The 13,405-nt window shown below is 34.4% G+C and carries 13 protein-coding genes; 2 read left to right on the forward strand and 11 right to left on the reverse strand.

The features are described from left to right. Nucleotides 1-656: 656 nt before the first annotated feature. Nucleotides 657-1,802 carry an N-acetyl-alpha-D-glucosaminyl L-malate synthase BshA gene (gene bshA / locus FNE73_RS11940; protein ID WP_143884827.1) on the reverse strand — a complete coding sequence of 382 codons (1,146 nt, stop codon included), beginning with the start codon at nt 1,800-1,802 and terminating at the stop codon, nt 657-659. A 16-nt stretch (nt 1,803-1,818) separates the two neighbouring features. After that, entirely contained in the window at nt 1,819-3,519 is a 1,701-nt protein-coding gene (locus FNE73_RS11945; RefSeq protein WP_143884828.1) for a glycoside hydrolase family 3 protein, read from the reverse strand. 110 nt (nt 3,520-3,629) lie between these two features. Here FNE73_RS11945 and FNE73_RS11950 point away from each other — a divergent pair, with 110 nt between their 5' ends. Continuing rightward, entirely contained in the window at nt 3,630-4,172 is a 543-nt protein-coding gene (locus FNE73_RS11950) for a hypothetical protein (RefSeq protein WP_143884829.1), read from the forward strand. A gap of 77 nt (nt 4,173-4,249) precedes the next feature. On the opposite strand, the gene FNE73_RS11955 is transcribed toward FNE73_RS11950, so the two are convergent. The 9 genes from FNE73_RS11955 to FNE73_RS11995 all read right to left on the reverse strand — a co-directional run bounded on the left by FNE73_RS11955 (nt 4,250) and on the right by FNE73_RS11995 (nt 11,892). Beyond that, entirely contained in the window at nt 4,250-4,798 is a 549-nt protein-coding gene (locus tag FNE73_RS11955) for a hypothetical protein (RefSeq protein WP_143884830.1), read from the reverse strand. A 162-nt stretch (nt 4,799-4,960) separates the two neighbouring features. Next, entirely contained in the window at nt 4,961-5,548 is a 588-nt protein-coding gene (gene ribA / locus FNE73_RS11960) for a GTP cyclohydrolase II (RefSeq protein ID WP_143884831.1), read from the reverse strand. Nucleotides 5,549-5,563: 15 nt separating this feature from the next. Next, entirely contained in the window at nt 5,564-6,007 is a 444-nt protein-coding gene (locus tag FNE73_RS11965) for a hypothetical protein (RefSeq protein ID WP_143884832.1), read from the reverse strand. Continuing rightward, complete coding sequence (locus FNE73_RS11970; protein ID WP_143884833.1) at nt 6,004-6,615, reverse strand: DUF4254 domain-containing protein; 612 nt, start codon at nt 6,613-6,615, stop codon at nt 6,004-6,006. Before FNE73_RS11970 ends, FNE73_RS11965 begins: the two co-directional genes overlap by 4 nt. Before the next feature lie 14 nt (nt 6,616-6,629). After that, nucleotides 6,630-6,842 carry a twin-arginine translocase TatA/TatE family subunit gene (locus FNE73_RS11975; protein WP_143884834.1) on the reverse strand — a complete coding sequence of 71 codons (213 nt, stop codon included), beginning with the start codon at nt 6,840-6,842 and terminating at the stop codon, nt 6,630-6,632. Between the two features lie 30 nt (nt 6,843-6,872). Beyond that, nucleotides 6,873-8,429, reverse strand: coding sequence for a murein hydrolase activator EnvC family protein (locus FNE73_RS11980; protein ID WP_143884835.1), 1,557 nt, complete (start codon nt 8,427-8,429; stop codon nt 6,873-6,875). Further along, nucleotides 8,426-9,265, reverse strand: coding sequence for a DUF4292 domain-containing protein (locus tag FNE73_RS11985; RefSeq protein WP_143884836.1), 840 nt, complete (start codon nt 9,263-9,265; stop codon nt 8,426-8,428). Before FNE73_RS11985 ends, FNE73_RS11980 begins: the two co-directional genes overlap by 4 nt. Nucleotides 9,266-9,389: 124 nt before the next feature. Further along, the gene (locus tag FNE73_RS11990; protein ID WP_143884837.1) at nt 9,390-10,406 is read right to left on the reverse strand and encodes a sugar phosphate nucleotidyltransferase; all 1,017 of its coding nucleotides are present in this window, start codon (nt 10,404-10,406) and stop codon (nt 9,390-9,392) included. A gap of 31 nt (nt 10,407-10,437) precedes the next feature. Next, the gene (locus FNE73_RS11995; protein WP_143884838.1) at nt 10,438-11,892 is read right to left on the reverse strand and encodes a lipopolysaccharide biosynthesis protein; all 1,455 of its coding nucleotides are present in this window, start codon (nt 11,890-11,892) and stop codon (nt 10,438-10,440) included. 117 nt (nt 11,893-12,009) lie between these two features. On the opposite strand from FNE73_RS11995, the gene FNE73_RS12000 reads away from it, so the two are divergent. Next, a complete protein-coding gene (locus tag FNE73_RS12000) occupies nt 12,010-13,350 on the forward strand; it encodes a dihydroorotase (RefSeq protein ID WP_143884839.1) in 1,341 nt (446 codons plus the stop codon). Nucleotides 13,351-13,405: the final 55 nt, after the last annotated feature.

Genomic DNA, 13,405 nt, shown 5'->3' on the forward strand with positions numbered 1-13,405 from the left:
AATTATTGTATTGCTTAAGTAATATCAAAAAGATTAATAGAAATTAAAAACGATATTGATTCCAAATACTTTAAGTTTTGTCGCATTAGCGATTTAGCTTTGCAGAAATAACAAAAAAACTATTACATAAAAATTTGCGCATATTTAAACACAAAGTCTTATTAAAATAATCTTATACATAAGGAGCAAAGATGAATCAACAGGTTGATTTGATGAAGCGATATTTTCATGCTTTGCAAAGCAATTAATTGCCTTTGCATCTTAAAATAAATCTTTGCGTGAAAATTAACAAAAAACTTATTACAGGAATATTTGACACATATTTAAACGCAAAGTCTTATTAAAATAATTTTATATCTAAGGAGCAAAGTTAAATCAACAGGTTGATTTGATGAAGCGATATTTTCACGCTTTGCGAAGCAATTAATTGCTTTTGCATCTTAAAATAAAACATTTTGAAAGTAAATCTTTGCGTGAAAAAATCTTAAACCAATAAAGAACATGGGTGAATTATACATTAAAAAAATCATTTATATTTGAAAAATTCAAAAATAAACTATTAAAAAAACACGGTTGTGAAACCCACAGCAAAAGCAGTGGATTATTTGTTCTAAAAATTTCAATTCTGGATAAATTTACATCCAATACAAATATTGCTACAAAGCAAGCGCTCCTCTGAACTTTTCGATTGTTGCTTTATACATTTGCTCGTAAATCGGGAGAATATTTTTAAGGTCAAATTTTATTGCCTGTTCTTTAGCATTCAGTTTCATTTGGGCTAAAAGCTCGTCATTGCTCAGCAATTTAATGCAGTAATTACTCATGGCTTCAACATTTCCTATTTCAGCCAGATAACCTGTTTCACCCTGAATATTAACTTCAGGAATCCCTCCTGCATTCGAACTGATTACCGGGGTATTTGCCGCCATAGCTTCCAAAGCCGCCAAACCAAAGCTTTCCTGCTCAGACGGAAGCAGAAACACATCTGAAAGCTGCAAAATCCTATACAGATCATTGACTTTTCCTAAGAGTCTTATTTTTGAAATCAAGTGCGGATTTTCTTCCAGAAATTGGTTTACTTTTTCCATTTCTGGACCTTCACCGATGATAATCAGTTTAGACTTAACTTTCTTTTCAACATTTTTAAAAATATTCAGAACTTCTTCTACCCTTTTTACCGGACGGAGATTGGAAACATGGATCAGGATTTTTTCATCCGGACCAGCGAATTGTGTTCGCTGACATTCATTAATTACATTAAATTCAGAATTATCAATAAAATTGGTAATCACCTGAATGTCTTTTTTAATATTAAAAAACTGCAGTGTATCTTTTTTAAGACTTTCAGAAACCGATGTAATGGCATCCGATTGATTGATTGAAAATTCCACTGCATGTTTATAGCTTGGATGCTGACCTACCAAAGTTATATCTGTTCCGTGAAGAGTCGTGACGAGAGGAATATCATTTCCGTCTTCTTTCAGCATCTGCTTTGCCGTAAAAGCAGCATACGCATAAGGAATTGCGTAATGGGCATGAAGCAAATCCAGCTTATAAAGATTCACAACGCGGTAAATCATGGAGCTCAGCGCAATATCATAAGGCTGATATTGAAAAAGCGGATATGTCTGTACATTTACTTTATGAAAAAAAATATTAGGATTGGTAATATCTAATCTTGCCGGAAGTGCCGAACTGATAAAGTGTACCTCATACCCTTTATTAGCTAGAGACATCCCGAGTTCTGTAGCTACAATTCCGCTTCCACCGTAAGTCGGGTAGCAAAGTATTCCTATTTTCATTTTTCTTTTTTATTATTTATTTTGAACAGGATTTTAAGTCCATTCCCATTCCGGCTTTTAAACTTTCATTAACCAAAACAGGTAGCCTTCCTGATATTTTTGTTTTACCATTAAGTGCATCGGCAGTTGCATTCATAGAATCTTCATTATTTTCGTATGAAACGAGAACCGTAGACGTTTTAGAAAGATTAATGTCTTTCAAAGCATACGCACTTCCAAACACATTTAAAATAACATTTTGATTTTTCTCTAACTGTGTAAGCAGTTTTTTAGATTCTGCTGAGATTTTATACGGTTTATATGCCGTAGAATTATCTTTGTGAAAACCAACAATTACCGTAGAATTTGCAGGAATGGAAGATATTTCTGAAGCTTTCTTAATAATAATATTTGAATTTACATTTAGTCTATCAGCAAAAGTTTGATAAGGAGCTTCTTCTAGTGGAATGTAATAGTAAGTATTTTCAGGCTTTAGAGGAAGCAGCTTCTTTTCGTCTTTTAATAAAGTTAAAGCATTTGAATAAAGATTCTGAACCAGCTTTTTGTGGGAATCGTTATTGAGATCATGGTTAATATTTTCAGGATTTCTTGGTATGTATTCATTTAACCCTAAAAAATATTTGGTAAGCAATATCTTTTTCACACTTTCCTCTACTCTGTTCTGAGAGATTTCTCCAATATCTATCGCTTTCTGAATGAGTTTTTTGCCTTCTTCGACACCTTGAGAAAACAACATAATATCGTTGCCCGCTTTAAAAGCCAAAGCATCTAATTCTCCGGGCTTGTATTTATTAGCCACCGCGCCCATATTGAGAGCATCAGTAATAATCAAACCTTTATAATCCAATTTTTCTTTCAATAGCCCTGTGATAATTTTTTTAGAAACAGATGCAGGAATACCTTTTTCGGATTCCAGACTCGGAACATACAAGTGAGCCACCATGACGCCCCCGATTCCTTTATTCATCAATGATTTAAATGGAGCCAGCTCTACTTTGTTTAATCTGTCGAGATCATGAGAAACTACAGGCAGATCCAGATGAGAATCTGTGCTGGTATCGCCATGCCCTGGGAAATGTTTAATAGCGGCAAGAATATGATGATCCTGTAGACCATTGGCATAAGACAGTGCAGATTTGGTAACATTGGAAACCTCAGATCCGAAACTTCGGTTTCCGATAATAGGATTATTCGGATTAGTATTTACATCTACAACAGGAGCAAAATCCCAGTTGATGCCCATTCTTTTACAGTCTTCTGCTATTTTGGCTGCCATTTCGTAGATCAGCTCTTTATCCTGAATGGCTCCTAAAGTCATTGCCCATGGGAATTTATGTGCTTTTGCAATTCTTTGATAAAGCCCCCATTCGGCATCCATTCCGATCATCAGCGGAACTTTTGATTTTTGCTGAAATTCATTCACCAAAGTAATTTCCTTTGCTGCATCATCCTGCATTAAAATTAAACCTCCTATCTTATCATTCAGAACAATATTTCTTACCTGATTGATATGATCATCACCTTTATTGGTATACAAAGCAACAATAAAAAGCTGCCCTAGTTTTTCTTCCTGCGAAAGGCTGTTATAGGTTTGGTTTACCCAATCCTGAGCTTTTCTCAAATCTGCTTTAGACAGGTTTTTAGGCTGATATTGAGCCGAAACCGTTGAAGTGAAAATGATCATCACCGAAAGGCAGCTAAAAACAAATTTCCTCATGAGATTTTGAATATGAACAAAAATACAATTAAAAAAAAGATCAGTACTAAAGTTTTTATAATTTTTGGTATATGTTTTGATCTCATTTAATTAATTTAAAACTTTTTTTAATGAAAAAACTATTTCCAATAGCCGCACTTGCATTTTCAAGTCTTTTCATCTTCAGTTGTGATAATGGGAACGATGAGGTTGCAGTTGTTGACAATACAGTATACGCACAAGTAAAGGATGTTACCGGAACATTTAGTTCATCTAATGGTTATAAACTAACTCAAGGACTAAGTATATCCAATACAACAGTAGTCTTAGTTTACAGAAATGTAGGCGCATCTAATAACCCTATTTGGCAATTAATTCCTAAGACTTTTTATTTGGATGATAATCTTGCCTTTCCAGCAAACAGAGAATTAGATTATAATTTTGATTTTACTACGGGAGATGTAGAAATTAGAACAGAAGCAAATTTTGATCAGGCAACTCAAATGACTAATGTTGAAACGTCAAGCTTTCTTGTAAATCAGACATTCAGAATTGTTTTAATTCCAGGTATTGCTGGTAAAACTTCAAATCCTGTAAATCATGATGATTACAATGCCGTGATAAAATATTATAACATTAATGATTCCAATGTTACTAAAACAAAACTAAATTAAGAATCTTTTCAAATTTTTATAATGAAAAAGCTCCGGATGAATAATTATCCGGAGCTTTTAATATTTTGAATAGCTTTTTATTCTAAAACAATTTTATTCGGATAAAAAGAAAACTTACCTGTAAAATATTTATATCCGGAACAGTTATAGGTTTTAATATTATTCAGCGTTGGTTTTTTCTTATAAGGTATATTTAGCTCATCAAAGCCAGCATCGCTGAAAACCAGAGTTTCACCTTTTCTATATCGGTCTATTTTAAGGTAATATTGTTTTTCACTATTTTTTTTAATGAACTTAGGAATGATAATGGAATTTGAATCCATTACTTTCGATACTGTTTTGCAGTGATTATTTTTATAAATCATCAAATCGTTTTCGTCATCTAAACCTTCAACAGATTGTTGAAAATACAATACCTCCGGCGTACTCTCCTCAAATTCGTCCTTATAATTAAAATTATCTAGAGCAGGAAATTCAATCATTACATTAGAATCTGTATCATTCTTAATGGTTAAGATAAGCAGAGAGTCCTTCTTATTGATTACAGGATAGATCTTAATTTCATTATGCGAAAGTTTTTCACATGAAACTAAAGTTAAAATTAAAAATATGACAATTGTTTTCATTAAAATTTAAACGATTTTATTAGAGGCTGAAGCAATTTATCTAAAGTAAGGTAAACTATAAAAAAAATAATCATGGAATTACTCTACTAATTTTTAAAGTTAAAAGACCTGTAATAATAAAAAAGCTCCAAATTACTATGTAATTTGGAGCTCTAATTCGTTTCAGTCATCTAAAAAGTGACCGAAAAAGGTTTTCTTCGTCTGCAGATAACTCCGGCTAATATCGTTTGCCGGAATCTGAAGAGGAATTCTTGAGTTGAGATGAATGTTACTCTCTTCTACAAACTTCACTTTTTCAGGATTATTGGTTAAAAGATTAACATCCTTAATATTAAGCTGATTGAGAATTTCAATAGCAATCCCAAAGTTTCGGTCATCGGCAGGAAGTCCCAATTCGAGATTTGCCTGTACTGTATCTAATCCTTTTTCCTGTAGCGAATACGCCTTGAGTTTGTTGATAATCCCTATATTTCGTCCTTCCTGACGAAGATAAATGATTACCCCGCCATTTTCATGCATAAATTTCATTGCTGAATCAAGCTGCTGACCGCATTCGCATTTTTTAGAATGAAAAACTTCTCCTGTTATACATTCCGAATGAAAACGAACATTAACGGGCTTTGAAAAATCTGTAGTTTCGGAAACTATCGCCAAGTGAGGCATCCAGTCATTTTCATCTTCCGAAAAGGCTATCATCCGGAAATTACCGTGCTCCGTAGGAACATTAGCTTCCGCCTGAATTTTGATCATTGAATATAATTGTGTTTATTTTTTTCCGTTTACAGAATCTTCGATAACAGAGATATTGGTTTTAAGTCTTACCAGATATCGGTTTAATACCTCGTCATCATCTTTTTTAAGGAATCTTCTAAGCTTTTGAATGCTTTTGTAAGATTTTTCTAAGTTTTTTATTGCCTTGCTCTTTCCTGAAACATTTCCAGATTCCACAGCATACAGATAGTTCTGCAATGTATATTTCAACACCGTAACCTCTTCGTTTAAGGCTGAATTGGAAAATCTGGGAAATGAAGAAATAAGATTGGTAATTTCAGAAGCATTTATATTTTCAGTAATATTAATCCCTACTCCTTTAGAGCCTTCCGAATTACTTCCTGATGCACTATCCGAAAGAGGTGACAGATTAAGCTTTTCGGTGGCACATGAGGTAATAAATACTGAAATTATTCCGACAATAAAAAGTCTTTTCATTTTTGCTCCTTTTGATAAAGGATTGGGTTAAGACTTTCATCATTGTACATTTTCATCTGTTTGTACACCTTCATCTTAACATCACCGTTTTCTATATCTTTCAGCAGCTGATCTATTGAAGCTGACAGGTCTTCTTTTTGAGAAAGCAGAACATCCAGTTTTTCCTGACATTTTATTCTATGCTCTTCACTTGCAGTTTCTCGGTTTGCTTCCAAAGCCATATGAAAAACTTTAAGCGATAAAATAGACAACCTGTCTACAGCCCATGCAGGCGTTTCAGTATTGATTTTAGCATCTTTTTTAGGATGTACATCTTTATAATGATCCAAAAACCAACCATCTATAAACTCTACCAAATCTGTTCTTTTCTGATTGGAAGCATCAATCATTCTTTTCAGCTGAAGCGCCTCCACAGGATTGATATTCTCATCTCTGATAATATCTTCTAAATGCCACTGAACGGTATCAATCCAGTTTTTAGCATACAAAATTCGTTCCAAACTTCCTTCCGGAAAAGGATTGGTTATTGATGTTTCTATATTGTCTAAAATATGATAGTCTTCAACTGATTGATTGAAGACTTTCCAGGCAGTATCCGAAAAATTCATTTAATAAAAGAATTTTAATTACTGTTTGTTGTTGTACTCGAAGAGGTATTTTCCGTTTTTGATTCCGGTTTTTCGTCCTCTTTTATTGCATCTTTAAATTCTTTGATCCCGGATCCCATTCCTCTCATCATTTCCGGAATTTTTTTACCTCCGAAAAGAATCAGTAAAAGTACCGCAACGATAAGAATATGCTGCCAAGATAAAGCTAATATTGTTAATGTATGCATCGCTATATTTTTTACAAAGTTAATCTTTTTTTAATATGTAACCCAACCTAATGGATCTACTGCATTATTTCCGTTCCAAATCTGGAAATCTAAAGTATATGTACCGTCAAAATCTTCAGCGACAGTTCCTACTATGGTTCCTGCAGACACCTGCTGATTTTTAGAAACAGTATTGTCTTTTAAGTTTGAGTAAATCGTAAAATAATCACCATGTTTTACCATTACCGTCTTTGTGCCATCAGCAGAAGGAATTACCTGTGCTACGGTTCCGGGAAAAACAGCCCTTGCAGAAGTTCCTTTTGACACTGCTATTTTAATCCCATTATTTTCTTCCCAGATAGATTTGAAAACAGGGTGTTGCTGTCTTCCGAATCTGTGGGTAATTGTTCCTGATACCGGCATTGCTATTCTCCCTTTATTGGCAGCAAAATTGTTTCCGGCAGCAGTTGACACCCCAAAATTGGTCATTGCTTTTGTCTCTGCTGCTTTTTTCTCAGCATCTTTTTTCTTCGCCAGATCAGATTCCGCAGCTTTAGCCGCAATCAGCTTATCATTTGCTTCTTTTGACTTCAATGCGGCTTCATCTGACGCTTTTTTGGCAGCCAGCTTTCTGGCCTCATCTTTAGCTGTAGCTTCATTTCTTGCCGCATCTTCATTTCTTTTTCTTTCTTCTTCTGCTCTTTTAGCGGCCAAATCAGCTGCTTTTTTTGCTTCTGCCTCAGCAAGCTTTCTTTCTCTTTCTAATGCTTCTGCTTTTGCTTTATTCTCTGCATCAATTCTTGCTTTCTCCCGCTCTGCAGCAAGCCTTGCCAAACGTATCTTTTCTGCTTCAGCCTTCTTTCGGCTTTCTTCTTCAGCTTTTGCAATTCTGATTTCTTCAGCAATAATAGATCTTATTTTTCCTTCCAGAGCTTTAGACTGAGCCTGCTTCTGCTTCAGTTCGGCAGTTAGCTTATTTTCATTTTTCTTAAACTCATTCACCAATTGCTCTTTCTGCTGTCTCTCAACATTGATCGTTGTAAGATCTTTTTGTTGATTAACCAGCAAAACCTCCTTCTCTACTGCTGATTTTTTCTTTTGCTCAACAGATTTTTTGAGTTCTTGTGCTGCGGTAGTAATTTCTGCCGCTTTTTTATCCTGATACTCAGAATATTCCTTTAAATACTGTACTCTTCTGAGCGCTTCTCCCAGACTTTTTGATGAAAGAATAAAGGTAACTTTATTCTGCACTCCTTTGTTTTTGTAAGCATTTACCAAAACCTGAGCATAATTTTTTCTCAGAACAGCCAGCTCCCGGTTTTGCCTGTTTATTTCTAACTGACGAAGATAAATTTCATCTTCAATGAATCTTTTTTCTTTCTGTGTATTATTGTAAACTTTTTCTCTTAGTGCTAATTTCTGATTAACATTATTAAGATATGATAGTGATAATTTTGATTCATTTCTGGTTTTCGCCAGTTCTGAATTTATCTGGGCGATCTGTTTTTTCAGATCTGCATTCTGCTTTTGCAATTGCTCCTTATTTTGCTGACCAAACTGCAATCCGAACGTCAAAATGCCTATTAAAATGCTAATTCTTTTAATCATTTAATATCAATTTTCTTATAGCTGCCCGGAACGGAATAAGGTGTCTCCATTCTGGAAAATTCAAATTTCGTATTTTCCAGTAAAATCTGACTTGATTTTGATCCTTTTATAATTATTTTAACATTTTTCGGAAGCTTTACTTCATTCGGAAAGGTCTCCCAGTTTTCATATACGATTTCAATTGCATCATTGGATTTCACATCATTCAATTTGACCCAATATAAATTAAAATCATCTGTGTACTGCATTTCCATTTTATATTCTCTTACAACATCATTCGTTACTATTTTCTGATTGGCAATAGAAGTAAGCTGATAACCCAGAGAGTTTTTTACAATATTGGAATTACTGTTGGTAATATGCATAAAAGTGCGTCCCATCAGTATTTTTTCCAAAATTTTGTAATCAATAAAATTTACATTCAGAAGGTTGTTGAGATAATCAAAATCAGAATCAATATAATTTTTGTTGTATCTGTCAATTGCCTTAATTCCTTCAGGTGTTATCAAAGCTCTTGCAGCAGGAAATACAAGAAAACTAATGTTTGACCATATTTTTTTATCATTCTCTATATAAATGGTTGCGTCAAGCGGACTCACCCTTAACTGATCTGCCGTGATTTTACTATTGATCTTTACCGATTCAAATTTTGGATGAATAAAAATTTTCTCGTAAAAAGTAAGTCTGTCCTGAATATTCTTTGCGTCTTTAGGCAGGTTTTGATCGGTTGATATTTGAGTACTGTCGGTTTCTGACGAGTTCTGAGTCAATCCCTTTTTAGACTTGCACGAAAGTACAGTTAATATTATAATGAGTAAAAGAGTCCATTTTTTCATAAGAAACATTTTTTAATCTGATTCAAAACTTGCATTGTAATCAGATTCAATGATTTTTTTGCAATATTAACGCCAAACCACACAAAATAGTATTGTGTGGTTTTTAGACATCATTTATTTTAGTTTATTTAGATAAAAAATCCAAAACTGAGAAGTCTCCCAAAGAAATTTCTCTGGCTACTCCAAAGTACTGTGCTGAACTTCCGATCATTGAGTTGGAAAGATTCCCGTGATCAATCACTGTTTTCTCTTGAATTAAAGAATTGTCAATATTCGAATTAATTACTTTTGTTCCTTTACCCAAAGAAACATAAGGACCAATTTTCGAGTTTGAAATTTCAACACCTTCTCCTATATAACAAGGCTGAATGATCAAAGAATTCTGAATATTTGCCGACTCAGGATATTGTGTAAAAAGATTTTTCTCATATTCCAGAATCTTACCATTGGTTTCTACAGTTGCGTTTTTATTTCCGCAATCCATCCAATCATCTACTTTTCCTAAAGAAAACTTGGCATCTTTTTGACGAAGGTTTTCCAAAGCTGTTGTCAACTGATATTCTCCGCTTACTTTGATATCGTTATCCATGATATAATTAATTTCAGCCATCAGTTTTTCCGCAGAATTGAAATAATAAATCCCGATAATGGCAAGATCAGAAACAAAAGTCTGCGGTTTTTCGATAAAATCTGTAATAAAACCATAATCATCCAACTTCACTACACCGAAAGCAGAAGGATCATCTACTTTCTTTACCCAGATTACACCGTCTGCATTGGTATCCAAAGTAAAATCTGCTCTGAAAAGCGTATCTGCATAAGCGATTACGACATTTCCCTGCATAGACTGTTCTGCACATTTGATAGAATGTGCCGTTCCAAGAGGCTCAAGCTGATGATAAATAGTTCCTTTTGCGCCTAAACTTTCTGCAATTTTAATCAGAGAACCTTCAACTTCAGCTCCAAAATCTCCGATTATAAAAGCAACTTCATCAATTTTCTCTCCCGCAACCTTAGCAATATCTTCTACCAGTCTCTGCACAATAGGTTTTCCTGCAATTGGAATCAGCGGCTTAGGAACAGTTAAAGTATGTGGTCTTAGTCGGGAGCCTTTCCCCGCCATAGGAACGATTATTTTCATATGCTTATTTTTTTATAGTTAATTTAATAGTTTAATTTTTCCTGAGTATTTTATTAATCATCAATCTTTCATTGTAAGCTAAAAAGGCTATGAACAAAAGAAACAATCCGTTTCCTACAAAATAGTTTTCTCTGAAATAGTAGAACGAAATCATTGAAATGACAACAGATAATGATAAATAAATAAGTATTTTCTTGATATTATAATGAATAGGATATTGTATTTTTCCCCAAATATATGAAATAATCATCATGCTTGAATAAGTAATTAAAGCTGCAAATGCACTTGCCCAATAACCGTATTTCGGAATGAAAATAAAGTTGATGAGAATTGTAATTGCCGCACCAATTAAGGAAATATACAGTCCTACTCTGGTCTGGTCAGAAAGTTTGTACCAAATTGAAAGATTCAGATAAATTCCTAAAAACAATGCACCCAACATTACAAAAGGAATAATTTCAATACCTTCATAATACAATGGGTTTTTTAAGTACTTTTCTGATATCCATTGCAGATTTACCATCAATCCGATGTAGATCAAGCAGTTGCAGATTACAAAAACATCCATCAGAACAGCGTACGTTTTATGATTGTTTTTATCTTTAAAACTTGAGAAAAAATAAGGCTCAATTCCCAGTTGATAAGCCTGTCTGAAAACCGTGATAAAGGTTGCGATTTTATACACCGCTCCGTATACTCCTATTTGATGCTTAGCCTCTTCTTTCGGTAGTAAAAACTTAAGGAACTGCCGATCTAAGGTTTGATTAACGATTCCTGCCAAACCAGCAATCATTACCGGCCATGAATAATTCATAATTCTTTTCCAGAGCTTAAAATCAAATTTTCTGAAACTGAAATTCACAAATTCTTTTCCTACAATTGCTAATGTAATAATACTCTGCACCAAATTGGCAATGAATACATATCCTACCCCTATTTCGGGATCGTATTTTATTCCTAAAATTCCATTAGGATAATTTGGAAGCCATTTGATGAAGAAAACGACAAGAAAATAGTAAACCAAAGAACCGATGACTTTTGATAACATATACAAAATCGGCTTTCCTTCAAGCCTTAAAACAGCAGAAGGAATCGTTGAAAATGCGTCAAAGGAAAGAATAAAAAGGAAAATTACCAGATAATTGACCTGATCGGGCGTTTCAAAAGCATTTGCCAGATCCTGCCTGAAAACATACCCTAAAATAAGGTATATGAAACCTGCTGTAAGAATACTCATTGCGCAGGTAGATACAAGCGTTTTTTTATCAATCCTGTCTTCTTGAGCAAAACGGAAAAAGGAAGTTTCCATTCCGTGAGTAAGAAAAACCGTAATCACCCCTGCAATAGAATACCAGTCTACAAACGGAGATGATGCAGCCGGACCGTATGCATTGGTAACAATCGGAGCAATTAAAAACGGGAAAACCCTTATCAAAACTGAGCTTAAACCATATACAGCGGTCTGTCCGAATAATTTCTTATACAAAACTTGTTTTTTAAAATGCAAATGTAAATATTAGAATTCACAATTTTCTGATTGATGTCTTAAAAATAACTTCTGAAAAGATTAAATTTGTGAAATATCAATTTAACTGAAAGTAAAATGAAAACGCTCATCAAAAATGCAAAGATCGTAAATGAAGGAATTGTTTCTCAAAATGACATCCTTATCGAAAACGACTTGATTTCCAGAATTTCCAACAATATTTCTGAAGACAATGTGGATCAGATTATCGACGCTTCCGGAAAATATCTTTTACCCGGAGTGATTGACGACCAGGTACATTTTCGCGAGCCGGGTTTAACCCACAAAGGCGATATTGAATCTGAATCCCGTGCTGCCATTGCGGGCGGAACCACGAGTTTTATTGAACAGCCAAATACGGTTCCAAATGCCGTTACTCAGGAATTATTGGCGGATAAATATGAGATTGCTGCGCAAAAATCTTTCGCCAATTACGGCTTTATGATGGGCGGAACCAATGATAATCTGGAAGAAATTCTGAAAACCAATCCCAGAAATGTTCCGGGAATAAAATTATTTTTAGGCTCATCTACAGGAAATATGCTCGTTGATAATCCTGAAACACTGGAAAAAATATTCAGCAATACCAAAATGCTGATTGCCGTTCATTGTGAAGATGAAGCGACCATCAGAGCCAATACCGAAAAGTATATTGAAGAGTACGGTGAAGATATTCCAGTTAAATTTCATCATCTAATAAGAAGCGAAGAAGCCTGCTACATATCATCTTCAAAAGCGATTGAACTTGCCAAAAAAACCGGGGCGAGACTGCACGTATTTCATCTTTCAACCGCAAAAGAAATGGAACTTTTCAGAAATGGCATTCCATTAAAGGATAAAAAAATTACGGCGGAAGTTTGTGTCCATCATTTGACTTTCACCAATGAAGATTACGAAACACGAGGCGGACTTATTAAATGGAATCCTGCTGTAAAGACTCAAAAAGATAAAGACGGACTTTGGGAGGCGTTGCTGGACGACAGAATTGATGTAATTGCTACTGATCACGCACCACATACCTGGGAAGAAAAACAGAATGTCTATACAAAATGTCCTTCCGGTGCACCTTTAGTACAGCATTCTTTAGCCGCAATGCTAGAAAATTTCCATACAGGAAAAATTTCTTTGGAAAGAATTGTTGAAAAAATGTGTCACAATCCTGCAGTTTTATTCAGAATTGAAAAAAGAGGCTTTATCAGAGAAGGCTACAAGGCTGATCTGGCTTTGGTAGATTTGGATACCAACTGGACTGTTGAAAAAGAAAACATACTTTATAAATGCGGTTGGAGCCCAATGGAAGGGATGAGTTTTCGTTCAAAAGTCACGCATACTTTCGTTAATGGAAATTTAGTTTACGAAAACGGAATAATTAATGAGCAGAGATTCGGGGAGCGATTGCTTTTTGAAGTAGAAGAATAATTTTAAAATGCAAATTTGCACAACTGCAGATTTGCATTTTTTATTCTGATCTCCC

Source organism: Chryseobacterium binzhouense, from assembly GCF_007474545.1.
GTDB classification, from domain to species: Bacteria; Bacteroidota; Bacteroidia; order Flavobacteriales; family Weeksellaceae; genus Chryseobacterium; species Chryseobacterium binzhouense.